The organism is Rhodococcus sp. BUPNP1 (assembly GCF_002215235.1).
GTDB lineage: Bacteria > Actinomycetota > Actinomycetes > Mycobacteriales > Mycobacteriaceae > Rhodococcus.
The window spans coordinates 231,139-255,230 of record NZ_NERM01000001.1; the positions used below are offsets into that span (position 1 = coordinate 231,139).

Here is a 24,092-nt window from a genome sequence, read left to right on the forward strand (position 1 = left end):
TGGATGCGTGTTCGGCAACATCGGTTGGGGCGAGTTCCTGGTACTCATCGTGGCGGCCCTCGTGGTTCTCGGCCCGGAGCGCCTGCCCGGCGCCGTCTCGTGGGTGGCCAAGTCGCTGCGTCAGGTACGCGACTACGCCACGGGTGCGCGCGACCAGCTCAAGCAGGAACTCGGGCCGGAGTTCGACGACCTGCGGCAACCGCTGTCCGAGCTGAACCAGCTGCGCGGCATGACACCGCGGGCCGTGATCACGAAGCATCTGCTCGACGGCGACGACTCGATCCTCACCGGCAATTTCGACAAGCCGTCCTCGGCGACCCCGGGAACACCCACCAACGGCGCGGCCCGGCCGAATCTGTCGAAGCCGCTCGCTCCGGACGAGAAGCCGCCGATCGATCCCGACGCCACCTGACAGCTTTCCTACGATCGAGCCCCCGCCGTGAAGCACGGCGGGGGCTCGATCGATATGGGTCTCTACAGGTGACGCGTGGTGTCGATTCCCAGCGACATGCCGGCCAGTCCGCGCTTGCGCACCGCGAGCTTGTCGGAGACCTCCTTCAGCGCCACCGCGGGCGCCGAGTCGGGCGCCGCGAGGACGATCGGAGTACCGGAGTCGCCGGCCTCGCGCACGGCCGGGTCGAGCGGGATCTGGCCGAGCAACGGCACCGTCGCACCCACCGCGCGGGTGAGCCGCTCGGCGACGGCCTGACCGCCACCGCTGCCGAAGACGTCCATGCGGGTGCCGTCGGGCAGCTCGAGCCACGACATGTTCTCCACCACGCCGGCGATGCGCTGACGCGTCTGCAGCGCGATCGAACCGGCACGCTCGGCGACCTCGGCGGCGGCCTGCTGCGGCGTCGTCACGACGAGGATCTCGGCGTTCGGGATCAGCTGCGCGACGGAGATGGCGACGTCGCCCGTGCCGGGCGGCAGGTCGAGGAGCAGGACGTCGAGGTCGCCCCAGAAGACGTCGGCGAGGAACTGCTGCAGCGCGCGGTGCAGCATCGGGCCGCGCCACACCACCGGGGTGTTGCCCTCGGTGAACTGCGCGATGGAGATCATCTTCACGTCGTGCGCGATCGGCGGCATAATCATCCGCTCGACTTGCGTGGGCTTCGCGGACGTGCCGAGCATACGGGGAATCGAGTGACCGTAGATGTCGGCGTCGAGCACACCCACCGACAGTCCGCGCGCGGCCATCGCCGCGGCGAGGTTGACGGTGACCGACGACTTGCCGACACCACCCTTGCCGGAGGCCACCGCGTAGACGCGCGTGAGCGACCCGGGCTGAGCGAACGGGATGACGGGTTCGGTGGAATCGCCGCGCAGCGACTTGCGGAGCTCGGTGCGCTGCTCGTCGCTCATCACGTCGAGGGTCACCCGGACCTCGCCCACGCCGGCGACGTCGGCGACGGCCTTGGTGACGCGCTCCGAGATCTCGGTGCGCATGGGGCACCCGGCGGTGGTCAGATAGATCGCCACGTCGACGCTGCTGTCGGCGCCGATCTCGATGCTCTTGACCATTCCGAGATCGGTGATGGGCTTGCGGATCTCCGGGTCCTGGACCCGTGCGAGCGCACTGCGGACGTCGGACTCACTGACTGCCATGACGCCCATGGTAGGCGGCAGGCCGCTCGCGACCGGATACGGGTCGAGGTGACCCGACGACCGCCTTCGCCTGTCAGTGGATACGGGGCAGATCCGCGGGGCTCGGGTCGATGCCGGTGGAGTAGGCCGTCGACCAGGCGAGCACGTTCGCCACGTAGGCCATCGAGTTGTTGTAGCGGTGGATCGCCTTCGTCGAGTGCGCGATGTTGCGCATGTCGAGGCCGCCGTCGCACAGGTACTTCGCGGTGGTGAGCGTCGAGTCGTACAGGTTCTGGGGATCGGAGACCCCGTCGCCGTTGCCGTCGCCCGCGTACTGGTTCCACGTGGTGGGGATGAACTGCATCGGCCCGACCGCGCGGTCGTAGACGGTGTCGCCGTCGAGAGCGCCGCCGTCGGTGTCGTGGATGACGGCCTGGCCGGGCAGGCTGCCGTTGAGCGGCAATCCGATGACGGGCTCGAGCAGGTTGCCCTTGTCGTCGGCGCGACCACCGTTGGCGTGTCCGGACTCGACGCGGCCGATGCCGGCGAGGAGCGTCCAGTGCATGCCGCAGGCGGGATTCTCCTCGGCGAGGACGCGCTCGGCGTTGCGGTAGGCGGCGTAGTTGATCCCGGGGATGCCGAGCGGGCCCTCCTCGAGGACCTCGGGTTCGGGTTCCGGCTCGGGGGCGGCCTTGAAGGTGCGCACGGGTGCCGGTTCGGGCTCGAGCATGATCGTCTGCACGGCGGCGACCGCTTCGGGAACCGCGGCGGCGAGGTCGGCCGAGTCGGTCGACGACGCCGTCGGCTCGGTCTCGTGGTGAGCTGCACCCATCAGTGCTCGCGGCGACGCACCCGCAGTGGTCGCGGCTGCGGCGACCAGTCCGACCGGAACGAGTCCGGTCATCGCGATGACGGAATTTCGCCGAAGCTTCGAATCCGACGGTTTGGCGTGGCGGCCCAATGGATAACCCTCCCTCGGGTGCCTCGGAACGAGACACCTTCGTTACGTGCCGGGCCGAGGCTACAGCATTCGATGCTTTTCCGTTACTCAAACGTGATGTAACGGGGGTGCATGCGCACTGCTGTGGCCCATCCGTGCTGGTCCCGTGGGTCGGGTGGGGTGAAAGAGAAAGATGACGACACGCGTGTCGCGCGTGTCGTCATCTCGCTCGTGTGCCGGGAGTTATTCGCAGAAGGCGGGCACCAGGCAGGGGAGTTCGGGCAACTCCGGCATCGCGGGTGCAGCCGGGGCAGCCTGCTCCGGCGAGGGCTCTGCAGGCGCCTGCTCGTCCGATGGCTCGGCCGGCGGCGTTGCGGCCGGGGCGGGCACGGTGACCACCGGAGCCGGAGCGGGGGCCGCGACATCCGCGGCGTTCGGAACCGGCCGCGCCGGGATCGGGGCGAGATCGGCGGGAGCCACCTCGGCCGCCTTCGCATACGCGCCCGACCAGGTCCGGACGTTCGCCAGATAGTCAGGGGACGGATCGACCGCCGCCACCGCCCGCGCCTCACCGTCGGGCTCGCGCAGGTTTCCGCCCTCCGCGCACATCCGGGCACCGGCGGCCAGGGTCGCGTCGAAGATGTTCTGCGGATCGGCGGTGCCGTCCGCGTTGCCGTCGGCGGAGTACTGCTCCCACACCGCGGGGGCCAGGCGCATCGGCCCGAGCAGTCCCTCCGGGGTGACGACCGGCGTGGTCAGCGTGCCCAGGATGTCGGTGCGCCCCCCGTCCGCGTGCCCGGAGCTCAGCCGCCCGACGGCGGCGAGCAGATTCCACGGCAGGCCGCACTCGGGGGAGTCGATGGCCAGCTGCATCTCGGCCGCGCGATAGGCGTAGAAGACCAGTTCGGGGATTGCGAGCGGCCCGTCCCCGAGCACCGCCGCACCTCCTGCCGCGGCCAGGGCCTCGGGCGGAAGCTGGACGAGCGGGTCGCTCGGGCTGCGCAGTGGCTGCGCCTCGCGCACCTCGCCGGGGAGCACGCCCACCGCCGGGGCGGCGCTCGGCTCGGCCTCGGTGGACGTCGTCTCCGCCACCACTGTCGCCGACGACGCTGTCGCCGCGAGTCCGGCAGCGACGATCACCGGCATCGCCAGCGCGACCCTCCACCGCACGCGATCACCCTCCTCCGGTCGTCCGTCCGACTGCTGTGACGAAGGTTACAGAAGGATGTCGCGTTGTGTGCAACCGGGCGTGCCGGACAACAGGACGAGCGGGTGGGTTCCTTCAGCGACGGGGCGCGCGGCTGCGCGGAGGACCGGCGTCGTCCTCGTTCTCGTCGTCGACCAGCAGGGCACGCAGGTCGTCGAGTTCGCGACGCAGATAGTCGCGGGTCGCGACCTCGCCCACCGCGAGTCGCAGGGCCGCGAGTTCACGTGCCAGGAACTCGGTGTCGGCCTTGGTCTGCTCGGCGCGGGCGCGGTCCTCCTCGAGCGACACGCGGTCGCGGTTCTCCTGCCGGTTCTGCGCCAGCAGGATCAACGGCGCCGCGTAGGCGGCCTGCGTCGAGAACGCCAGGTTGAGAAGGATGAACGGATAGGGATCCCACTGCAGGCCGACCGCGGTGATGTTGAGGGCGATCCACACGATGACGACGATCGTCTGGATGGCGAGATAGCGGCCCGTTCCGAGGAACCGGGCGATCGACTCGCTGACCCGGCCGACCGCCTCGGCGTCGAAGTTGAACCGGAACCTCGACGCCTGGGGTGTCTCGAGGCGCGAGCGGCCCTGCGTGCTGCGGTCACTCATCCTCGATGTCCTCCTCGCGCCAGTCCTCCGGCAGCAGATGGTCGAGCACGTCGTCGACGCTCACCGCGCCGAGCAGGTGCCCCTCGTCGTCCACCACCGGGCCGCAGACCAGGTTGTACGTCGCGAAGTATCGGGTGACGGTGGTCAGGGCGTCGTCGGGGGCCAGGCGCGGCAGATCGTCGTCGACGACCCCTCCCACCAGGCTCGCAGGCGGTTCCCGGAGCAATCGTTGCAGATGGACGCAGCCGAGGTACTTGCCGGTGGGCGTCGCGGTGGGCGGCCGCACGACGAAGACCATCGACGCCAGGGCCGGACTCAGATCCGGATTGCGGGCGCGGGCGAGCGCTTCGGCCACCGTGGTCGCCGGTGTCAGCACGACCGGTTCGGGGGTCATCAGACCACCGGCGGTGTCGGGGGAGTGCTCGAGCAGGCGGCGCACCGGCTCGGAGTCCTCGGGGTCCATGCGTTGCAGGAACGACTCGGCGTCCGTGGCGGGCAGCTCACCGAGGAGGTCGGCGACGTCGTCGGGATCCATCGCCTCGAGCACCGCGACCGCCCGGTCGAGACCGAGCTGGGTGAGCAGATCGGTCTGATCGTCGGAGGGCAACTCCTGCACGATGTCGGCGAGGCGTTCGTCGTCGAGCGCCGCGGCGACCTCGGTACGTCTCTTGATCGGCAGGTCGCGCAGGGCGTTCGCGACGTCCGGCGGGCGCATGTCCTCGAACTGCAGGAGCAACTGCGCGACACCCTGTCCGGGCATCGACAGCGCCTGCTGGGTGAGTCCGTGCACGTGCGGCCATTCCACGATGTGGATGGGGGAGCGGCGCGCGAGCCGGCCGCGATGGCGACGCACCGCCACGCGGGCGACGACCCAGTCGCGGGTGCGCATGAGCTCGAGCCCCAGATCCACCACGACGGCGTCGACACCCATCAGGTCCGGCAGCTCCGGGTCGTCGACGCGCACACGCGAATCGAGGACCTGACCGAGGGCGAGCACCTCCGAGGGCCGTTGCGTGAACCGGCGCAGACTCACGTTGCCGGTGACGAGGGTGACCGCGCCGGGCTCGATCGCTGTCACGCGCAGCATCGGGACGAAGATCCGCTTGCGGGTGGGCAGTTCGACGACGAGCCCCAGCGCACGAGGAGGCTGACGCCCCACCCGGATGGTCAGCACGACATCGCGGACGCGGCCGATGGACTCGCCGTCGGGGCCGAGAACGACCAGTCCGGCCAGCCGCGCGACGAAGACCTTGCTCACTGCTGCCATGATTGCCAGGCTAGAGCGTGCCCACGCTGTTCCCGGAACTCGGAGGTCTGGTCAGGTCATGTCGTTTTCGTTCAGGCCCCGGAGGTCGGTACTCGCGGTTCCCGGCAGCAGCCGGAAGATGATCGACAAGGCCAAGGGCCTTCCCGCCGACGAGATCTTCCTCGATCTCGAGGACGCCGTGTCGCCGCTGGCCAAGGAACAGGCCCGCAACACCATCGTCGAAGCTCTGAACGAGGACGGCTGGGACGACCAGATCAAGGTCGTGCGCGTCAACGACTGGACCACGGACGCGACCTATCTCGACGTCGCGACGGTCGTCGGTGGCGCCGGCGCGAACCTCGACGCGATCCTGCTGCCGAAGGTGCCCGACGCGAGCCACGTGAAGGCACTCGACCTGCTCCTCACGCAGGTCGAGAAGGCCCACGGTCTCGAGGTGGGACGGATCGGCATCGAACCGCAGATCGAGAACGCCATCGGGCTGACGAACATCGACGAGATCGCGACGGCGAGCCCGCGCGTGCAGACGCTCGTGTTCGGTCCCGCCGACTTCATGGCGAGCATCAACATGCGCACCCTCGTCGTCGGTGAGCAGCCCGAGGGCTACGACGTCGGCGACGCCTACCACCACATCCTCATGACGATCCTCATGGCCGCGCGTGCCCACGGGCTGCAGGCCATCGACGGTCCCTACCTCCAGATCCGCGACATCGACGCCTTCCGCCGGTCGGCGCAGCGCACCGCTGCCCTGGGCTTCGACGGCAAGTGGGTGCTGCACCCGAGTCAGATCGACGCGGCCAACGAGGTCTTCAGCCCCCGGCAGGAGGACTACGACAAGGCCGAGATGATCCTCGACGCCTACGAGTGGCACACCTCGGCCGAGGGCGGCGCCCGCGGTGCCGCGATGCTCGGCGACGAGATGATCGACGAGGCGAGCCGGAAGATGGCCCTCGTGATCTCCGCCAAGGGCCGCGCCGCCGGGTTGCAGCGCACCCAGAAGTTCGAGCCGCCGGCCTCCTGACGGGAACGACCAGGAAAAAGAACATATCGGGCGAACCATCGCGGCGTGCCGGTCCCCGTCGAGGCAGAATGGAGACCGGCGCCGCGACGGTCGGCGTGCATCGCGAAGGAGCCGAAACGACATGACGAATCCCCTCGGACCCGGTCGCCAGGTACCCGGTCTGCCGACTCCTCCCACGGGCTGGCCCGTCGGTTCGTACCCGACCTACGCCGAGGCGCAACGCGCGGTCGACCATCTGGCCGATCAGAACTTCTCCGTCGAGGACGTCACCATCGTCGGTGTCGATCTCATGCAGGTCGAGCGGGTCACCGGTCGGCTCACGTGGCCGAAGGTGATCGGTGGCGGCATCGTCTCGGGCGCATGGCTCGGCGTGTTCTTCGGTCTGCTGCTCGGCATCTTCTCCACCGACTTCCTCGGCCCGCTGCTCGTCGGCCTCGTCGGCGGCATCGTCTTCGGCCTCATCTCGGCGACCATCCCGTACGCCGCGACCCGCGGCCAGCGCGACTTCTCGTCCACCATGCAGCTCGTCGCCGGCCGCTACGACGTGCTGTGCCAGCCGCCCACCGCCGAGAAGGCGCGCGACATCCTCGCCAAGCTGGCCATCTGATCGTCGGGAGGTCGCGCGTTCGCCGAGAACGGCACTCGTCGCGACGGGCCTCGCGCCACTACTGTCGATCCCATGCCCGACCTCGATTCGGTGGCCGACGCCCTCTACGGCCTCGACCCAGGAGACTTCGTGGCGGCCCGCTCCGAATTCGCGGCGCAGGCACGCGAAGCGGGCGACCGCGAGCTGACGGCGGCCATCGGCAGACTGCGCAAACCGACGGTCGCGGCCTGGATGGTCAACCTGCTCGCCCGCGAACGGGCCGACGAACTCGCGGCGCTGCTCGACATCGGAGCTGCCCTGCGCACCGCGCAACGACGACTGTCCGGCAGCGAGATGCGGAAACTGTCCGAGCAGCGGCGCCGGGTGGTCGCCGCCCTCGAGCGCGACGCGGGACGGCTCGCTGCCGACCGCGGCCGCACCGTCTCGGAGAGCGCACTGCGCGAGGTGGGGCGCACCCTCAACGCTGCACTGTCGGATCCCGACATCGGGGAGCAGGTCCGGCAGGGCCGGCTCGACGCGATCGTCGAGTCCGACGGTTTCGGCGACCTGTCGGCGATGCCGCTCACCGTCGTCCGCGGAGGGTCGGAGGAGAACGACGAGGACGACCGAACGGCAGCGGGCAAGTCTGCACGCACGAGCAAGGGCGAGCGCGAACCCACCGAGCGCGAGAAGGCGGCGCAGGCGGCTCGCGAGGCGGAGATCGACGAGGCCGCTGCCGCTCTCGACTCGGCGCACAACGCGGCCGAGGAGGCGCGCGAGGCCGCGTCGGCGGCCGAGCAGGAGCTGGCCCGTCACGAGGAGGAGGTCGCCGAGCTGCGGGCGAAGCTCGAACACGCCGAGCAGCAACGCACCTTCGCGCGTCGCGCCGCCGCCGAGGCGAAGAAACGGGTGGTCGCCGCCGAACGTGCCGTCTCGGCTGCCGAGGCCGACCTGGCCCGGACGAAGAACTGAGCCGTCAGGAGTGCGCCTTCGCGTGCGCGACGAACTTTCGCTGCCAGGGAGTCTCGACCGCGCGCGGATGGTAGTGCCGCCGAACGAAGTCGACCGCCTCCTCCGGGGAGAGCCCGTCGAGGACGGCGAGGCACGCCAGTGCGGTGCCGGTGCGGCCGCGTCCCCGCCCGCACGCGACCTCCACCCGCTGCCGTCCCGCCCGGATCCACGCCTCGTACAGGATGGCGAGAGCGTCCTCCGGGTCGCGCGGCGTGCGGAAGTCGGGCCAGTGGATCCACCGCGACTCCCACTCGAACGGTGCTGCCGGGGGTCGGCCGAGCAGATACACCCCGAAGTCGGGGAACGGCTCGTCGAACACCGGTCTGCGCATCCCGCGTCCCCGCACGAGTCGGCCGGAGGGCAGCTGCAGCACCCCGGTGTCTGCTGGATCCCACTCGCGTCGCACGCTGGAAACCTACCCGCCCGGAGCCGGTGTACCGAACGTCACGGCCGTTCACCCGCGGTGCAAGTTCGCGCTCGATAATGTCGTTCCATGGGTGAGCGAACGGAACCGGAGATCAGAATTCTGGAGTCGGAAGCCGAACTGCGGGAGGCGTCCGCGCTGTTCCGCACGGCGATGGTGGGCCTGCCCTCGTGGCCCGAGGTTCCCGACGGGACGGTGAGCCGTTACCTCGAGGCCGGTCGCACGTGGGGCGCCTTCCTCGACGGCATGCTCGTCGGCACCGTGGATGCCACGAGCGGAAACCTGACCCTGCCCGGCGGTGCCCGGGTACCGCACGCGGCGGTCACCCACATCGGTGTGCTGCCCACCCACACGCGTCGCGGCGTGATCTCCGGACTCGTGCACCGGCAGCTGAGCGACGCGCGCGACCGCGGTGAGATCCTTGCGACGCTGCGGGCCTCCGAAGCGACCATCTACGGCCGGTTCGGCTACGGCGTCGCCTCGACCTCGGTATCCGTCGACGTCGACGTGCGTGGTGCCGCGCTGCGTCCCGACGTGCCCGAGTCCGGAGCGGTGCGTCTGCTGACCTATCCGGATGCGTGGGACGTGCTGGCGCAGATACATTCCCGTCATCTGCCGCCGCGCCCCGGCATGATCGACCGGTCGGAGTACTGGTGGAACTCGCGCCGGTGGCGGGCCGACTCGCTCACCGATCCGATGTACGTGGCGGTGCACGGCGAACCGGGGCAGGAGGACGGTTTCGTCCGATACCACCCGATCGACACGCAGGGGTGGTTCACCAGTCGCAACCGCACCGTCGTGGTCGACGACTTCTTCGCCCCGTCGCCCGGGGCGTACGCCGGCCTGATCCGGTTCCTGCTCGACCTCGATCTGGTCGACACCTTGCGGTTCGCGGCGCTTCCGCAGGACGACCAGCTCCCGCTCATGCTCGGCGACGCGCGTGCCGTGCACTTCCGCTCGGTCTCGGACGAGACGTGGTTGCGCATCCTCGACCTCGATCGGGCGCTGTCGGCGCGCAGTTACCGAGGGTTCGGCTCGGTGACCGTGGAGGTGACCGATCCGCTGCTGACCGACAACGCCGGTGTCTTCGAGATATCCGCCGATGGCGTGGCGCGCACCGCGGGACCGGCCGATCTGACGATCGACATCGCCGACCTCGGTGCGCTCCTGCTGGGCCGGCAGGGCTGGCACCGGATGGTCGACGCGGGTCGCGCCCGGGTGCACCGACCGGAGGCCGTCGACACCGCTGACCTGCTGTTCTCCTGGCCCCAGGCACCCTTCTCGGGGACCTCCTTCTGACCTCGTCGTCGTGCCGATTCCGCTCCGGTTGTACGCCCTGCTCGTTTTGCTACGGCTGGCCGGTACGGGCGATATCGTCGGATCATCAGGTCCCCGATGCGAGCGGAGTCGCGCATGAGACGGTCGGGCAAGAGACGGCGGACGAGCCGGGCGGTCACAGCTTCTGCGGCCGCGGTGCTCCTGGCGTCGGGACTGGCCGCGTGCGGCAGCGACGACGAGGGTGTCGTCCTGTCCTTCTACACGGCCGCCGACGGTGCCGAGCAGTACGCGCAGGCCGCGGAGGTGTGCACCGAGCAGGCCGGCGGCCGATATCGCGTGCAGCAGAGGACACTTCCGAAGAACGCCGACGACCAGCGACTGCAGTTGGCGCGGCGGCTGACGGGTAACGACCCGGGACTCGACCTCATGACCCTCGACGTCGTGTGGACGGCCGAGTTCGCCGAGGCCGGGTGGGCACTGCCGTTGCCCGACGACGTGGCCGCCGCGGTCTCCGAGGGCACCCTCGAAGGCCCCCTCGAATCGGCGACCTGGCAGGACCAGCTGTACGCCGCGCCGCTCAACACCAACACCCAGTTGCTCTGGTACCGAAAGGATCTCATGCCGGACGGGCGACCTCCGGAGACCTGGGACGAGATGATCGAGATCGCGAGCGGCCTCGCAGAGGAGGGCCGGCCGTCGTGGATCGGTGTGCAGGGCCGGCAGTACGAGGGGCTGATGGTGTGGTTCAACACCCTGCTCTCGAGCGCCGGCGGTTCGGTGGTGGGGGAGGACGGTGTCACCGTCACCCTCACCGACAACGACGCCGCGGTGACCGCGCTCGACATCATGAAGCGCGTCGCGACGGCGCCCGGCGCCGATCCGTCCCTGAACCAGGCCGACGAGGCGGCCGTCCGTCTCGGCATGGAGAGCGGGCGCACGGCATTCCAGGTCAACTGGCCGTTCGTCCTGCCGGGCATCCTGGAGAACGAAGCGGCCCTGCCCTTCATCGACGAGAACGGCAACGTCACCTCGCAGGACACCGGCAACACGGTCCTGACCGTCGACGGTGAGCAGAATTTCCTTCCCGCCCCGTACCCTTCGGTGATCCCCGGCGAGCCCGCCCAGGTCACCATCGGCGGGTTCAACATCGCCGTCGCCCGCACGAGCACCCACCCCGACCTCGCGTTCGAGGCGATGCAGTGCCTGCGCAACGAGGAGAACCAGCGCAACAACGCCATCGGTGGCGGCGTGCCGCCGACGCTGGCCGCGCTGTACGACGACCCCGAATTCCAGGAGGCCTATCCGGCCTGGCGTGAGGTCCGCGCCGGTCTCGAGAACGCCGCGGTGCGTCCCGCTTCACCGGCCTACCAGAGCATTTCGACGCTGGTGACGGCCACCCTCAACCCGGTCGACCAGATCGAGCCGCCCCGCACCGTCGAGGAACTCGCCGAACAGGTGCAGAAGGCGGTCAATTCGGAAGGACTGATCCCGTGACCGCCGTCGAATCGAAACCGACCGACGAGACCCCGAAGGAACCGTCGACGAAGACGAAAGCAGCGCTGTCGGAGGGGAAGAAGGCCGAACGACGACTCGGTCTGCTGCTCGTCGCGCCCGCCGCGATCGTGATGCTCGCCGTGACGGCCTATCCGGTGGGATACGCCGTCTGGCTCAGTCTGCAGCGCTACGATCTGCGGTTCCCCGACGAGCGCCGCTTCGTCGGACTGTCGAACTACGTCGCGGTGCTCAGCGACGGATTCTGGTGGCAGGCCTTCGTCGTCACCTCGCTCGTCACCCTGGTCTCCGTCGCGATCGAGTTCGTGCTCGGTCTGGCGATCGCTCTCGTCATGCACCGCACGATCGTCGGCAAGGGCATCGTGCGCACGGTGGTGCTGATCCCGTACGGCATCGTCACCGTCGCCGCCGCCTACAGCTGGTACTACGCGTGGACCCCGGGCACGGGTTATCTCGCGAATCTGTTGCCCGACGGCAGCGCCCCACTCACCGACCAGATCCCATCCCTGGCGATCATCGTGCTCGCCGAGGTGTGGAAGACCACGCCGTTCATGGCGCTGCTCCTCCTCGCCGGCCTCGCACTCGTCCCCGACGATCTGCTCAAGGCGGCACAGGTCGACGGCGCCGGGGCGTGGACGCGTCTGGTGCGGATCATCGTGCCGCTGATGAAACCGGCGATCCTCGTCGCCCTGCTCTTCCGCACGCTCGACGCCTTCCGCATCTTCGACAACATCTACGTCCTCACCCGCGGTGCCAACGGCACCGGGTCGGTGTCGATCCTCGGCTACGACAATCTGTTCCGGGCCTTCAACCTCGGCATCGGGTCGGCGATCAGCGTCCTGATCTTCCTGTGCGTCGCGATCATCGCGTTCGTGTTCATCAAGTTGTTCGGTGCATCCGCGCCCGGTTCGGACGAAGGGGGCCGATGATGGCCGAGACCAGGAAACGGACCCTGTCGTGGTCGGCGGTGAACCTGATCGTCCTGCTCTACGCACTCGTTCCGGTGCTGTGGATCGCGAGCCTGTCGTTCAAGCCGCCCGGCACCATCCAGGACGGCCGGTTCATTCCGCAGCAGTGGACGCTGGACAACTATCGCGGCATCTTCCGCACCGACGCGTTCACGAGCGCCCTGATCAACTCCATCGGCATCGGCCTGATCGCCACGGTCATCGCGGTGATCCTCGGGACGATGGCGGCCTACGCGATCGCCCGGCTCGACTTCCCCGGTAAGAAGATCCTGGTGGGCGTGGCGCTGCTCATCGCGATGTTCCCCCAGATCTCACTCGTCAGCCCGCTGTTCGAGATCATGCGCGGCCTCGGACTGTTCGACACGTGGGCGGCGCTGATCCTTCCGTACATCACCTTCTCGCTGCCGCTCGCGATCTACACCCTCTCGGCCTTCTTCAAAGAGATCCCGTGGGAACTCGAGAAGGCCGCGAAGATGGACGGCGCGACACCGGGTCAGGCGTTCCGGAAGGTCGTGGCCCCGCTCGCCGCTCCCGGCATCATCACGGCGGCGATCCTGGTGTTCATCTTCTGCTGGAACGACCTGCTGTTCGCGATCTCGCTGACCTCCACCGAACGGTCTATCACCGCACCCGCCGCGATCGCGAACTTCACGGGTGCCTCGCAGTTCGAGGAACCGACCGGGTCGATCGCGGCGGCCGCCGTCGTCATCACGATCCCGATCATCGTGTTCGTCCTGATCTTCCAACGTCGAATCGTCGCCGGACTGACCTCCGGCGCAGTGAAGGGATAACTACCGTGGCCGAGATCGTGCTCGACAAGGTGACGAAGGAATATCCGGACGGAGCGAAGGCCGTCAGCGACGTGGATCTCGAGATCGCCGACGGCGAGTTCATCATCCTCGTCGGCCCGTCCGGGTGTGGAAAGTCCACGACGCTCAACATGATCGCCGGTCTCGAGGACATCTCCGACGGCGAACTGCGTATCGCGGGGGAGCGGGTCAACGAGCGGGCGCCGAAGGACCGCGACATCGCGATGGTCTTCCAGTCCTACGCGCTGTATCCGCACATGTCGGTGCGCGACAACATCGCGTTCCCGCTCACCCTCGCGAAGGTGCCCAAGGACGAGATCGGCCGCAAGGTCGACGAAGCGGCCCGGATCCTCGATCTCACACAGCATCTCGACCGCAAGCCCGCCAACCTGTCGGGTGGTCAGCGGCAGCGCGTGGCCATGGGGCGGGCGATCGTGCGCAGCCCCAAGGCGTTCCTCATGGACGAGCCACTGTCGAACCTCGACGCCAAGCTGCGCGTGCAGATGCGCACCGAGATCGCGCGACTGCAGAAGCGTCTCGGGACCACGACGGTGTACGTCACCCACGACCAGACCGAGGCGATGACGCTCGGCGACCGCGTCGTCGTGATGCGCGGCGGGCTCGTGCAGCAGGTCGGGGCGCCGCAGGAACTGTACGACCATCCGCAGAACCTGTTCGTCGCCGGATTCATCGGGTCGCCGTCGATGAACTTCGTTCCGGGACAGATCGAGAACGGTTCGATCCGCACCTCGTTCGGTGAGTTCCGGTTGCCCGACGAGCGGTGGGAGACCGTGCGCCGCAACAATCCGTCGCGCGAGGTGGTCGTCGGTATCCGTCCGGAGCACTTCGAGGACGCCGACCTGCTCGACCCGGCCCAGCGGGAGGCGGGCGTGACCTTCTCCGCCGAGGTCGACGTGCTCGAGTCGATGGGCTCCGACAAGTTCGCCTACTTCTCGACCGAGGGTCCGGGCGTGCACTCGAAGGACCTCGACGAACTCGCCGCCGACGCCGGCGCCGACATGTCGGCCGAATCGCTGGTCGCGCGGTTGTCGGTGGAATCGCAGGCCACCAAGGGCGGGACCGTGCAGTTGTGGTTCGACCCGGCGAAGATCGCGCTGTTCGATCAGGAGACCGGCGCGAACGTCACCCTCTGACGAATACGAACTTCGGTGGATCCGGCCCCGGAAAGCGGGGCCGGATCCACCGAAGTCGTCAGCGGGGTGCGCGGCTGCGGAGCTCGTCGACGATCTCCTCGCTCCACACGTGCCGCCGCACGAGTCGATACCGCTCGCTCGCGATCCACAGATAGACCTCGGCGTCGGTGCGTGAGCGCAGCATTCCCGCCTCCCGGGCCATCGCGACGACGGGAACGAACTCCTCCTCGTACCAGCGACGCGCGACCTCCTCACGGGTGAGGTACTCGCCGAGATCCTGCATGAGCCGAAAACCCCACGCCTCGACGGCCTCGGCCAGTTCGGCGTACCCCCACGGGTCGGACACGCGGATCGCGTCCTGCGCCGCGCCATGGAGGGGGACGCGGCCGAGGAACATGCGGAAGTGGTCCTTGCGCACGAGATCGGGGCGGGCCGTGATGCCCTCCGCGGGCACCTTCGTGGTGATCTCGGTGACGTAGGCGTCGATGGTGCGGTCGCCCTGCGCGTAGGCGATCGACACGCGGTGGTGCCCGTCCTGCACGAAGTGCATCGGCCCCACCCGGTACACCGAGATCGGGGGTATGGCCTCGCCGCGACGCCGCGCGGCCGCGATGCGTTCCCAGCGTGCACGCAGACGCGCCGAGGTGGGGCGGAAGCGGCGGTCGAAGTCGTCGGCGCGGTCGACGCTGCCGACGATCGAGGCGACCTCGATGATCTGCAACCCGAGGCGCCGCTCGCCGATACGCCCGAGGGCCGCGACGACGTCGTCGAAGGGCAGCACCGTGTTGATGTCGGCCGGTTCGCGGCGCAGCCATGCGATCAGCCGGGCGTACTCGGCGCGCCGGCGTTGCCGGGCGAAATCGTCGCCGGCATCGGAGACCGGAAAACCGGTGTCGCGAGCCACGCTTCGACGGTACCGGGCGGTGCACAGGTCCGGGTGGGAACCGCATGTGCGGGACGGGGGCTACATTGCAGGGGTGACCGACGCAGTTCTCGCCACCGTCCGTAGCCACCTCACCGAGCACCTGACCGCGCCGGGTGATCCGGAACCGGAATCGGCGTCGGTGACCTTCCTCGGTCTCGAACCGATCGAGGTCCTCCGTTTCCGCGGCTCCGAACTCCTGCGGTACGCGACCCTGGGGTGTTCCCGGCACCCGATGGGCGACCCGACCGACATGGTGGCCGACCCGACGCGCGGGCCGCGTGCCGAACTGGTCCTCAGCCTGCGCGACAACGAGGGCGTCACCGCCGGCGTCCACCGCACCCTCGCGGTGCTCGCGGCGCTGCCCGCCGTGGAGGGCGTGGTTCTCACCGACGACGCCCTGCTCGATCTCGGGGAGCCGCTGTGGCCGGGTGCCCCGTTCACCGCGGTGTTGCTCGAGGCGGCCGACGTGCCGTCGCTGGAGTTGCCCGAGCCGTCCGACCCGGTCCACTTCTTCGAGGCCCGCCCGATCACCGGTACCGAGGCGGCCTGGAAGCGGCTGAAGGGAACCGAGGCGCTGCGCGAGGCGTGGGAGGAAGCGGGCATCGACCTGAGCGACCCGCGCCGGGCGCAAGCACGTCTGTGACCGTCCCGGTTCTCACCGACCGCGCGCTCGGACGCGCCACGCTGGCCCGCCAGCACCTGCTGCGGCGGAGCAGCACGGATGCCCTGTCGATGATCGAGCATCTGCTCGGGTTGCAGGCGCAGGCACCTCTCGCCCCGTATTTCGCGCTGTGGACCCGCATACGGAACTTCCGGCCCGACGCATTGTCGGAGCTGCTGGAGTCGCGGGCGGTCGTCCGCATCGCGTTGATGCGCGGCACCGTGTTCGCGGTCTCCGGCGCCGACGCGCAGGCGTTGCGACCGTGGGTGCAGCCGGTGCTCGACCGGGGCGTAGACGCGAACAAGGCCCACCGCATCGGCCTCGAGGGTCTCGACCGGTCGGCGCTCGTGTCGGTCGCCCGGGATCTGTTGGCTGGCACCCCGATGAGTCAGGCCGAGCTGCGGCCGTTGCTCGCCGAACGGTTCCCCGACCAGGATCCGGCCGCGCTGGCACACGCGGTGCGGTGCCTGCTCCCGCTCGTGCAGGTGCCGCCGCGAGGACTGTGGGGACGATCGGGACAGCCACGATTGGCGCACCTCGACGAGTATGTCGGTCCATCGCCCGCGCTTCCCGGGCCCGATCGGCTGATCCTGCGGTACCTGGCGGCCTTCGGTCCCGCGAGCGTCAGGGACGTGCAGACCTGGTGCGGCCTGACCCGGCTCGCCGAGATCGTCGACCGGCTCCGCCCGCAACTCGTGGTCTTCCGGGACGAACGCGGAACGGAACTGTTCGACCTGCCCGACGCGCCGCGACCCGACCCGTCGACCCCTGCACCCGTACGGATCCTCGCGCCGTTCGACAACGTGCTCCTCTCGCACGCCGACCGCACCCGGTTCGTCTCGGACGAGCACCGCAAGCGCATCATGGCGGAGAACGGGATCATCGCGCCCCTGCTGCTCGTCGGAGGCACGGTCGCCGGTAGCGCCCGCGTGACGACCGACCGGAAGGCTGCCGCCGTGGAGATGACGCTGTGGCGGACGATCCCTGTGTCCGCGCGGTCGGCGCTCGAAGCCGAGGGCCTGCGGTTGCTGAACTTCGCGGCGCCGGAGGCCGGCACGCACGACGTGCGGTTCGTCGACGCCGATTGAGGCGCTCCCGACCCGTCGTCATCCCTGCGGCACGACGACCCCGAGCGATCCGGCACCGAGGCACACGGTGGTGCCGGGAGTGGACGAGCGCGCCTGCAACGCCGAGCCGTCCCCGGACACGCGGACGTACACCGTCCCGAGTCCTTCGGTGACGGGAACCGTGACGGATGCGTGGCCGGGGAAACCGAGGTCGATCGTGCCGTCGGCGGAGGCCCGATAGTTCACCTGCACGGTCCACTCCCAGTCGCCCGCAGGGGAGTCGAGCGGCACGGCCGTGACGGCGCCGGTGGTGACGCGATGACCGCAGTCGGGCTCGGGGCCGGGCGGGACGAAGCGCAGCGGCAGCAGGTCGGCGGGGGTGCGATGGCCGAGATCGTCGAGGACCCACAGGTCGGTCGCGTGGTCGCGGATGTCGGACCTGCCGGGCAGCGCGGAGAAGACGGACCCCACCAGGTTGTGCGGGTAGGTCACGGGCAGCAGGATCCACACCGACACCGGATGATCGAGCACGGGTTGGTCGGGCCGGGCCGTGAGCGCGGCCTTCGCCGCCGCGAGATAGTCGCCCGTCGGATTGTCCGACCAGCTGCGCGCGAACGTCACGGTCGACCACAGCGAGCCGACGGTGAACACGGCCGCGCAGATCCAGGCGGTCGCACGCACGGCACGCGGACGGGTCGTCGTGCCCCGTCGCGGGGCGCGCAGGATCAGCGCCGCGGCGATCGCGACGACCACCGCGGAGTCGGCGAAGTAGCGCAGCGTGCGTGCGAGTTCGTAAGTGGTCTCCGGGCCGAAGCGGGTGCTGATCATCGCGGTGAGGGAGGCGAGTACGTAGGCGATCGTTGCGAGCCACACCGGCCCGGTCCGTCGCCGCCGGCGCACCGTCCACACTGCCGCACCCGCGACGGCGAGCCACGCGACGACGACGAGCACGAGCGGGGGATCGGCCCAGGGCGGGCTCGGATTCCACCGTTCCCACTCCCACGGACCACCGAGCAGCGACGGCAACAGCCCGTAGGAGATGCCGTGATGGGTCAGCCCGGCCACCATCGACCACGGCGGGATCCCGAACCGGGATTCGACGATCGTCGCGTAACCGACCGCCCACGCGACCAGCACGGCTGCCGAACCGAGCCACAACGGGCGGCCCTGCGCCCACGTGCTGCGGATCGGCCGGGCGAGTCCGTCGACGTGGTGTGCGAGCGCGACCGTCGCGAACGCGACGAACGGAACGAGGACCGACTTCTCGAAGAACACCAGCGCCACAGCGGTGACGACGAGGGCGCTCACGAGATGACGCCGTCGACCGGTCCTGCTGTACTGCAGCGCATCTCCCGTCACCCAGGCCAGTGCCGCCTGCAGCGGCAGCGCGTTGAGCGCCGCCGCCCACCACGCGAACGCCGGAAGTGTCAGCGGTGTGAGGAGATAGAACAGCAGCGGCCCCCACAGCGCGCGTCGCGGGCCGAGCAGCAACCAGAGCACCCGCAACACCGCCAGCGACGCGAGCAGCTGACCGATCACGAGCGAGGCCGCCGCCGGCCACCATTCCAGCGGCGCGATCGCCGTGGCGATCCCCGCCACGAGGAAGGCGGCGGGCATCAGGTGACCGTCGTGGTCGTACCGCAGGAAGACGTCGGACAGCAGTGGATACGACCCCGCGCGCCCGACGAGGATCAGGTCGTCCCAGTAGAACTCGCCGGTCGCGGCCACCACGGTCCGGAGGATCGTCTGCAGCAGGATCAGCGCGAGGGCGACGGCGAGCACGTGGCGCCGAGGAGATCGCGCCGCCTGCGCAGCGCGTGTCGAGGGGCGGTCGAGTTCGGTGGTCACAACCAGTTGTTGCGCCTGAAGGTGACGAACAGTCCCACGGTGATCGCGACGATCGCGGAGAGCACGACGTAATAGCCGTACTCCCACTGCAGTTCGGGCATGCGATCGAAATTCATGCCGTAGATCCCGGCGATCATCGTCGGCACGGCGGCGATCGCGACCCACGCGGAGATCTTGCGCATGTCGGTGTTCTGCTGCACGGTGACCTTCGCGATCGCCGCGTCGAGCAGCGTGCCGAGCGTCTCGTCGAAGGCGGCGATGCGATCGGACACCGTCGTGTGATGGTCGGCGACGTCGCGGAAGTACCGCCGGACGTCCTTCGGGATCGGGTTACCCGGCGCCCGGATGAGTTGCTGCAGCGGTTCGGCGAGCGGAACGACGGCACGGCGCAGCTGCACGATCTCGCGCTTGAGCATGTAGATCTGGTCGACGGCGATCCGCGTGTCGGGTGTGAAGACGAGCTCTTCGATGTCGTCGACGTCGGGCTGAACGGCCGTGGTGACGGCGAGATAGGAGTCGACCACATGGTCGGCGATCGCGTGGAGCACGGCCGCCGGACCGCGGGCCAGACGATCGGGATCGAGTTCGAGGCGCTTGCGCACGTGCGACAGCTCGGAGTGGTCGCCGTGCCGCACGCTCACGATGAAGTCGGGGCCGGTGAACAACATGATCTCGCCGGTCTCGACGATGTCCTTGGTGGTCGTCACCGACTCGTGCTCGATGTAGCTGACGGTGCGCAGCACCAGGAACAGCACGTCGTCGTAGCGCTCGAGCTTCGGCCGCTGGTGGGCGTGGACGGCGTCCTCGACCATCAGCTCGTGGAGGCCGAAGGTGCGCGAGACGTTCGTCATCTGCTCCTCGTCGGGATGGTGGAGCCCGAGCCACACGAATCCCGTACCGCGCCGACGTACCTCCGCCACTGCCTCGGTGTGGGTGTAGCGGCCGGGCAGGCGGTGCCCGTCGACGTAGACCGCGCAGTCGACCACCGCGTGCTCGGTGGGGACGGTGGGAACCGGGGGAGTGGGACCGCGACGGGCGGCACGAGAAGGCTGGTGCGGCATGTTGTCCTTCCTCACGGCATGCCGCTGGGACGCGGCCCGGTCGCAGGCCCGCGACGCGGCGGTCGCCCGTCGGGGGACCGGGCGGGGCAGCTCCAGTCATGCTAGCCCGCCGACCTGACAGACTGGTGGCGTGCGTATCGATCTCCACACCCACTCCTCCGCGTCGGACGGCACCGATGCTCCTGCGGACCTGGTCCGTGCCGCTGCCCGGGCAGGTCTCGACGTCGTGGCCCTGACCGACCACGACACGACCGCGGGATGGGACGAGGCCGCGGCGGCCCTGCCGGCGGGCCTGCGTCTCGTCCGGGGGATGGAGATGTCCTGCACGGGACGCGGGGAGGACGGAGCTCCGGTCGCCGTGCACCTGCTGGCCTATCTGTTCGATCCGCACGACGCGGTCTTCGTCGCCGAACTCGAGCGGCTCCGCGGGGAGCGGGTGTCGCGGATCCGGGCGATGGGTGTGCGGATGGCGGACGACGGTCTGCCGATCGACATCGATGCGGTGCTCGCCGAGGCGGGCCCCGCCGCGGGCCGGCCCCATCTGGCGCGGGCGCTCGTTGCCGCCGGTGTGGTGCCCACGGTGGCCGACGCGTTCACCGAGCTGCTGTCGCCGCGCGGCCGTTACTACGTACCGAAGGCCGACACCCCGCTCGTCGACGCCGTGAAGATGGTGACGGCCGCGGGTGGTGTGCCGGTGGTCGCGCACGCCCGGGCACGTGCGCGTGGGCGGCTCCTCGCCCTCGACCACATCGAGGAACTCGCCGAACTCGGGCTCGGTGGTGTCGAGGCCGACCATCCCGATCACAACGAGCAGGACGTACGGACGATGCGCGACCTCGCGCGGTCGCTCGGCGTGGTCGTCACGGGATCGTCCGACTATCACGGCGACAACAAGACCGTGAGGCTCGGCAGCTTCACCACTGCTTCGTCGGCGTACGAGGCGCTTCTCGACCGCGCGACCGGCGTGGAGGTGCTCGAGGGATGAGGCGACGGGGCGCGCGGTATCCGGACGAGGAGTACGGGTCGCCGGACGACGAAAACTACTACGACAGTGAGTACTACACCGAGCCGTATTACCCGGACGACGGGTACTACGCCGATCCGTACGAATCCGCACCGCGCCGGGCGAGTCTGCCGGTCCGCGTCCTCCGCGCTCTCTCGGGCGTGGTGTGCGGAGCGGTGCTGGTCCTGACGCTCGTGGTGTGCGGCGCCCAGTACCTCGCCGGCGACCGCGGTTTCCCCGGTCCGGGGACCACCTCGGTCGCCGCGCACCTCGTCGCCGCGCTGGTGGCCGTGATCGCCCAGGTGACCGCGGATCGGCGGTCGGGTGGCGCAGCACTCCTGTCGAGCCTTGTGGTGATCTTCACTGCATCGATTCTGATGATCACCCAGTGGTGGGGATGACGGCCCCGAGTGCCATCTCGGCTACCCGCCGGTAGCCCTCGTGTAACTGCGGAAATTCAGGCCGATGCGCCCGCGGCGCGGTGTTCACGGCACGTAAACTCACAGGTGAGGCGATAAAACCGTGAGACCTTCGCAATCGACGCCGATTTGATTGTTCGTCTGCGAAGGTGGCAAACTTGCGGCAATCCGAAAGCCGGAATACCCCGGAATCGGACGAAGGATGGCAGACCCACCCAGGGCTAGATCACCCAGGGCTCGATGCCAGGGCCACCCGCCCCGGCTCCATCACGTTCCGGAAGCCGTACAGCGTTGTACAGCGGCAGTCGTGATCGCGCCCGGAAGCTTCAACCCAATGTCCTTGGCGAAGCACTGCATCTCGATGCATACACGTGTGTGAAATGCATTGAAATGCGGTGTTTTCGCAGCAACCGAGTCCAGAGGTCGACTCGGCACACGCAGGAGTGTCATCGTGTCAATTGTGTCTGATGCACCTACCCCTCAGAAGCTCGAGTTGACGGACGAGGAGATCTTCTCGAGTCACGTCGACGGCAAGCTGTCGGTCGAGCTGACCGCGCCGCTCGAGAACCAGCGCGACCTGTCCATCGCGTACACCCCCGGTGTCGCCCAGGTCTGCCGGGCCATCGCCGCCGACGAGACCCTCGTCGACCGATACACCTGGACCAACCGCCTGGTCGTCGTCGTCTCCGACGGCACCGCGGTCCTCGGTCTCGGCAACATCGGCGCACGCGCCTCGCTTCCGGTGATGGAAGGCAAGTCCGCGCTGTTCAAGAAGTTCGCGGGCCTGAACTCCATCCCGTTGGTGCTCGACACCACCGATCCCGACGAGATCGTCGAGACCCTCATCCGGCTGCGTCCGTCCTTCGGCGCCGTCAATCTCGAGGACATCTCGGCTCCGCGCTGCTTCGAGATCGAGAAGCGCGTCATCGAGGCGCTCGACTGCCCGGTCATGCACGACGACCAGCACGGCACCGCGATCGTCGCCCTGGCCGCCCTCAAGGGTGCGCTCAAGGTGCAGGGTCGCGACATCGCCGACCTGCGCATCGTGATCTCCGGCGCCGGTGCTGCCGGCGTGGCGTGCACGAACATCCTGCTCGCCGCCGGTGCGCGCGACGTGGTGGTGCTCGATTCGAAGGGCATCATCTCCGCCGACCGCACCGATCTCGGTGAGATCAAGGCCGATCTGGCCTCCCGCACCAACCCCGAGGGCCGCAAGGGCGGTATCGCCGAGGCGCTCGACGGCGCCGACGTCTACCTCGGCGTGTCGTCGGGCACCGTGCCCGAGGAGATCGTCGCGACGATGGCCGACGACTCCATCATCTTCGCGATGTCGAACCCGGATCCGGAGATCCACCCCGACATCGCCCACAAGCACGCCGCGATCGTGGCGACGGGTCGCAGCGACTTCCCGAACCAGATCAACAACGTGCTGGCCTTCCCCGGTGTGTTCAAGGGCGCGCTCGACGCAGGTGCCCGCCGCATCACCGAGGGCATGAAGCTCGCCGCCGCCGAGGCCATCCTCTCGGTCGTCGGTGACGAACTGGCCGTGGACAAGATCGTCCCGAGCCCGCTCGATCCGCGCGTGGCGCCCGCCGTCGCCGAGGCCGTCGCGGCCGCGGCGAAGGCCGAGGGTGTCACCGACTAGGGATTCGCTCCCGGCGAGATCGCACCGAACGCCCCGATCCGAACCGCACAAGGGTTCCGGACCGGGGCGTTCGGCGTCCCGGCGGGCCGGACGCCCGGGCACGTGCGGACCGTGGCACACCGGTGGGCGACAATGACCGCCGTGGCGAACGAAGCGAGACGGATCCGGCCGGTCGCGGCGACGGGGCTCACCGCATGCGCGGCGGTGATTGTGCTCCAGGGATGCGCGTCACCCGTCCTCGACGAGGCGGCACCGTCGACGACGGTGATCGTCGGAGCGGGGGAGCGGCCCGACGAGGAACTGCTCGCGCAGCTGTACGCGGGAGCACTGCGCGGCAGCGGGATCGACGTGCAGGTCCGCTCCGACGTGGCCGACCCGCCCGCAGCGCTCGACGCCGCCGACCTCACGCTGATCCCCGGCTACACGGGACGGCTGCTCGCGTCCTACGACCCCGGTGCCGACGCGACCGACGCCGAGGACGTCTTCGAGGCGCTGGCGCGGGCACTGCCCGACGAACTGACGATCTCCGACTACGCCTCGGCGCAGGACCGCGCGGTGCTGCTCGCCGACCGCGAACGGCTCACACAATGGTCGGTGAGCCGCGTGGCCGACCTCGCCGACCGTTGCGCCGACCTGACGTTCGCGGTGACCGAGGACTTCGAATCCGCCGGTGGACTCACCGCACTCGAACGCGCCGACTGCCGCCCGCGCGAGGTGCGGCGGATCGAGGATGCGCAGTCCGCTGCCGTCGCATCGGAAGCCGACACGGTCGTCGGAACCACCACGACGTCACCCGCCCTCGCGGAGATCGACGCGGACTCGCCCGTGAGCACCGTGCCCGACGCCCCCGACCGCAACCCGCAGGACGATCCGGAGGCCGACGACGCCCCCGCACCGGTCCTGCCGGCCCAGAACGTCGTCCCGGTCTTCCGCAAGGGCGCACTCGACGAGGCGCAACTCGACGCGCTGCGGACCATCGCCGGTGAGCTCACCTCGAGCGATCTCACCGAACTGCGTGCGCGGGTCGACGAGGGAGACGATCCCGAGACCGTGGCCCGCGAGTGGATCGACGAACACGCCGGAGCGTGAACGGCACCCCGCTGGT

General features: G+C 69.4%; 24 protein-coding genes. 15 read left to right on the forward strand and 9 right to left on the reverse strand.

The features are described from left to right. Nucleotides 1-7: 7 nt before the first annotated feature. Complete coding sequence (tatB, locus tag B9C99_RS01015; RefSeq protein WP_016692032.1) at nt 8-412, forward strand: Sec-independent protein translocase protein TatB; 405 nt, start codon at nt 8-10, stop codon at nt 410-412. Nucleotides 413-474: 62 nt separating this feature from the next. Here tatB and B9C99_RS01020 read toward each other — a convergent pair whose 3' ends face one another. The 5 genes from B9C99_RS01020 to B9C99_RS01040 all read right to left on the reverse strand — a co-directional run bounded on the left by B9C99_RS01020 (nt 475) and on the right by B9C99_RS01040 (nt 5,598). Further along, complete coding sequence (locus tag B9C99_RS01020) at nt 475-1,608, reverse strand: Mrp/NBP35 family ATP-binding protein (protein WP_088896801.1); 1,134 nt, start codon at nt 1,606-1,608, stop codon at nt 475-477. Between the two features lie 73 nt (nt 1,609-1,681). Continuing rightward, nucleotides 1,682-2,548, reverse strand: coding sequence for a lytic transglycosylase domain-containing protein (locus tag B9C99_RS01025; RefSeq protein ID WP_172414831.1), 867 nt, complete (start codon nt 2,546-2,548; stop codon nt 1,682-1,684). A 222-nt stretch (nt 2,549-2,770) separates the two neighbouring features. Continuing rightward, nucleotides 2,771-3,697, reverse strand: coding sequence for a hypothetical protein (locus B9C99_RS01030; RefSeq protein WP_088896696.1), 927 nt, complete (start codon nt 3,695-3,697; stop codon nt 2,771-2,773). 112 nt (nt 3,698-3,809) lie between these two features. Next, entirely contained in the window at nt 3,810-4,331 is a 522-nt protein-coding gene (locus tag B9C99_RS01035; RefSeq protein ID WP_088896697.1) for a DUF1003 domain-containing protein, read from the reverse strand. Then, nucleotides 4,324-5,598, reverse strand: a complete 1,275-nt coding sequence (locus B9C99_RS01040; RefSeq protein WP_006554297.1) for a CBS domain-containing protein — start codon at nt 5,596-5,598, stop codon at nt 4,324-4,326. The genes B9C99_RS01035 and B9C99_RS01040 overlap by 8 nt, the downstream gene beginning before the upstream one ends. 58 nt (nt 5,599-5,656) lie before the next feature. Between B9C99_RS01040 and B9C99_RS01045 the strand changes: the two genes are divergently transcribed. The 3 genes from B9C99_RS01045 to B9C99_RS01055 all read left to right on the forward strand — a co-directional run bounded on the left by B9C99_RS01045 (nt 5,657) and on the right by B9C99_RS01055 (nt 8,174). After that, entirely contained in the window at nt 5,657-6,616 is a 960-nt protein-coding gene (locus tag B9C99_RS01045; protein WP_088896698.1) for a CoA ester lyase, read from the forward strand. Nucleotides 6,617-6,737: 121 nt separating this feature from the next. Further along, complete coding sequence (locus tag B9C99_RS01050) at nt 6,738-7,223, forward strand: general stress protein (protein ID WP_016692026.1); 486 nt, start codon at nt 6,738-6,740, stop codon at nt 7,221-7,223. Nucleotides 7,224-7,295: 72 nt separating this feature from the next. After that, the gene (locus tag B9C99_RS01055; protein WP_016692025.1) at nt 7,296-8,174 is read left to right on the forward strand and encodes a hypothetical protein; all 879 of its coding nucleotides are present in this window, start codon (nt 7,296-7,298) and stop codon (nt 8,172-8,174) included. 4 nt (nt 8,175-8,178) lie between these two features. Here the strand turns inward: B9C99_RS01055 and B9C99_RS01060 are convergent, their stop codons facing one another. Next, nucleotides 8,179-8,544 carry a protein-tyrosine phosphatase family protein gene (locus B9C99_RS01060; RefSeq protein WP_229568274.1) on the reverse strand — a complete coding sequence of 122 codons (366 nt, stop codon included), beginning with the start codon at nt 8,542-8,544 and terminating at the stop codon, nt 8,179-8,181. A gap of 162 nt (nt 8,545-8,706) precedes the next feature. Here B9C99_RS01060 and B9C99_RS01065 point away from each other — a divergent pair, with 162 nt between their 5' ends. The 5 genes from B9C99_RS01065 to B9C99_RS01085 all read left to right on the forward strand — a co-directional run bounded on the left by B9C99_RS01065 (nt 8,707) and on the right by B9C99_RS01085 (nt 14,358). Beyond that, complete coding sequence (locus B9C99_RS01065) at nt 8,707-9,936, forward strand: GNAT family N-acetyltransferase (protein ID WP_016692023.1); 1,230 nt, start codon at nt 8,707-8,709, stop codon at nt 9,934-9,936. A 114-nt stretch (nt 9,937-10,050) separates the two neighbouring features. Continuing rightward, on the forward strand, nt 10,051-11,409 hold the full coding sequence (locus B9C99_RS01070; protein WP_051032977.1) for an ABC transporter substrate-binding protein: 1,359 nt from the start codon (nt 10,051-10,053) through the stop codon (nt 11,407-11,409). A 65-nt stretch (nt 11,410-11,474) separates the two neighbouring features. Then, nucleotides 11,475-12,356 carry a carbohydrate ABC transporter permease gene (locus B9C99_RS01075; RefSeq protein ID WP_088896802.1) on the forward strand — a complete coding sequence of 294 codons (882 nt, stop codon included), beginning with the start codon at nt 11,475-11,477 and terminating at the stop codon, nt 12,354-12,356. After that, a complete protein-coding gene (locus B9C99_RS01080; RefSeq protein ID WP_006554305.1) occupies nt 12,356-13,186 on the forward strand; it encodes a carbohydrate ABC transporter permease in 831 nt (276 codons plus the stop codon). Before B9C99_RS01075 ends, B9C99_RS01080 begins: the two co-directional genes overlap by 1 nt. A gap of 5 nt (nt 13,187-13,191) precedes the next feature. Further along, complete coding sequence (locus B9C99_RS01085; RefSeq protein WP_059383057.1) at nt 13,192-14,358, forward strand: ABC transporter ATP-binding protein; 1,167 nt, start codon at nt 13,192-13,194, stop codon at nt 14,356-14,358. A 58-nt stretch (nt 14,359-14,416) separates the two neighbouring features. Here B9C99_RS01085 and B9C99_RS01090 read toward each other — a convergent pair whose 3' ends face one another. Beyond that, a complete protein-coding gene (locus B9C99_RS01090) occupies nt 14,417-15,262 on the reverse strand; it encodes a chromosome partitioning protein ParB (RefSeq protein WP_016692019.1) in 846 nt (281 codons plus the stop codon). Between the two features lie 73 nt (nt 15,263-15,335). Here B9C99_RS01090 and B9C99_RS01095 point away from each other — a divergent pair, with 73 nt between their 5' ends. Next, nucleotides 15,336-15,926 (forward strand): suppressor of fused domain protein, encoded by a 591-nt coding sequence (locus B9C99_RS01095; RefSeq protein WP_016692018.1) that lies wholly within the window; start codon nt 15,336-15,338, stop codon nt 15,924-15,926. After that, entirely contained in the window at nt 15,923-17,032 is a 1,110-nt protein-coding gene (locus B9C99_RS01100) for a winged helix DNA-binding domain-containing protein (RefSeq protein ID WP_016692017.1), read from the forward strand. Before B9C99_RS01095 ends, B9C99_RS01100 begins: the two co-directional genes overlap by 4 nt. An 18-nt stretch (nt 17,033-17,050) precedes the next feature. Here the strand turns inward: B9C99_RS01100 and B9C99_RS01105 are convergent, their stop codons facing one another. Both B9C99_RS01105 and B9C99_RS01110 read right to left on the reverse strand, forming a co-directional pair. Next, on the reverse strand, nt 17,051-18,859 hold the full coding sequence (locus tag B9C99_RS01105; RefSeq protein WP_088896699.1) for a hypothetical protein: 1,809 nt from the start codon (nt 18,857-18,859) through the stop codon (nt 17,051-17,053). Then, entirely contained in the window at nt 18,856-19,920 is a 1,065-nt protein-coding gene (locus B9C99_RS01110; protein ID WP_026061105.1) for a magnesium and cobalt transport protein CorA, read from the reverse strand. The genes B9C99_RS01105 and B9C99_RS01110 overlap by 4 nt, the downstream gene beginning before the upstream one ends. A gap of 130 nt (nt 19,921-20,050) precedes the next feature. Between B9C99_RS01110 and B9C99_RS01115 the strand changes: the two genes are divergently transcribed. From B9C99_RS01115 to B9C99_RS01130, 4 genes are all read left to right on the forward strand, one after another. Beyond that, nucleotides 20,051-20,905 carry a PHP domain-containing protein gene (locus tag B9C99_RS01115; RefSeq protein WP_088896700.1) on the forward strand — a complete coding sequence of 285 codons (855 nt, stop codon included), beginning with the start codon at nt 20,051-20,053 and terminating at the stop codon, nt 20,903-20,905. Beyond that, on the forward strand, nt 20,902-21,324 hold the full coding sequence (locus tag B9C99_RS01120; RefSeq protein ID WP_016692013.1) for a hypothetical protein: 423 nt from the start codon (nt 20,902-20,904) through the stop codon (nt 21,322-21,324). Before B9C99_RS01115 ends, B9C99_RS01120 begins: the two co-directional genes overlap by 4 nt. A gap of 469 nt (nt 21,325-21,793) precedes the next feature. After that, the gene (locus B9C99_RS01125; RefSeq protein ID WP_088896701.1) at nt 21,794-22,987 is read left to right on the forward strand and encodes a malic enzyme-like NAD(P)-binding protein; all 1,194 of its coding nucleotides are present in this window, start codon (nt 21,794-21,796) and stop codon (nt 22,985-22,987) included. Nucleotides 22,988-23,119: 132 nt separating this feature from the next. Further along, nucleotides 23,120-24,076 (forward strand): glycine betaine ABC transporter substrate-binding protein, encoded by a 957-nt coding sequence (locus B9C99_RS01130; protein WP_088896702.1) that lies wholly within the window; start codon nt 23,120-23,122, stop codon nt 24,074-24,076. Nucleotides 24,077-24,092: the final 16 nt, after the last annotated feature.

Coding starts and splice junctions, on each gene's coding strand:
- B9C99_RS01070 (WP_051032977.1), top strand. CDS start 10,051: ATGAGACGGTCGGGCAAGAGACGGCGGACGAGCCGGGCGGTCACAGCT.
- B9C99_RS01065 (WP_016692023.1), top strand. CDS start 8,707: ATGGGTGAGCGAACGGAACCGGAGATCAGAATTCTGGAGTCGGAAGCC.
- B9C99_RS01130 (WP_088896702.1), top strand. CDS start 23,120: ATGACCGCCGTGGCGAACGAAGCGAGACGGATCCGGCCGGTCGCGGCG.
- B9C99_RS01035 (WP_088896697.1), bottom strand. CDS start 4,331: ATGAGTGACCGCAGCACGCAGGGCCGCTCGCGCCTCGAGACACCCCAG.
- B9C99_RS01110 (WP_026061105.1), bottom strand. CDS start 19,920: ATGCCGCACCAGCCTTCTCGTGCCGCCCGTCGCGGTCCCACTCCCCCG.
- B9C99_RS01055 (WP_016692025.1), top strand. CDS start 7,296: ATGCCCGACCTCGATTCGGTGGCCGACGCCCTCTACGGCCTCGACCCA.
- B9C99_RS01060 (WP_229568274.1), bottom strand. CDS start 8,544: ATGCGCAGACCGGTGTTCGACGAGCCGTTCCCCGACTTCGGGGTGTAT.
- B9C99_RS01120 (WP_016692013.1), top strand. CDS start 20,902: ATGAGGCGACGGGGCGCGCGGTATCCGGACGAGGAGTACGGGTCGCCG.
- B9C99_RS01050 (WP_016692026.1), top strand. CDS start 6,738: ATGACGAATCCCCTCGGACCCGGTCGCCAGGTACCCGGTCTGCCGACT.
- B9C99_RS01020 (WP_088896801.1), bottom strand. CDS start 1,608: ATGGCAGTCAGTGAGTCCGACGTCCGCAGTGCGCTCGCACGGGTCCAG.
- B9C99_RS01080 (WP_006554305.1), top strand. CDS start 12,356: ATGGCCGAGACCAGGAAACGGACCCTGTCGTGGTCGGCGGTGAACCTG.
- B9C99_RS01040 (WP_006554297.1), bottom strand. CDS start 5,598: ATGGCAGCAGTGAGCAAGGTCTTCGTCGCGCGGCTGGCCGGACTGGTC.
- B9C99_RS01045 (WP_088896698.1), top strand. CDS start 5,657: ATGTCGTTTTCGTTCAGGCCCCGGAGGTCGGTACTCGCGGTTCCCGGC.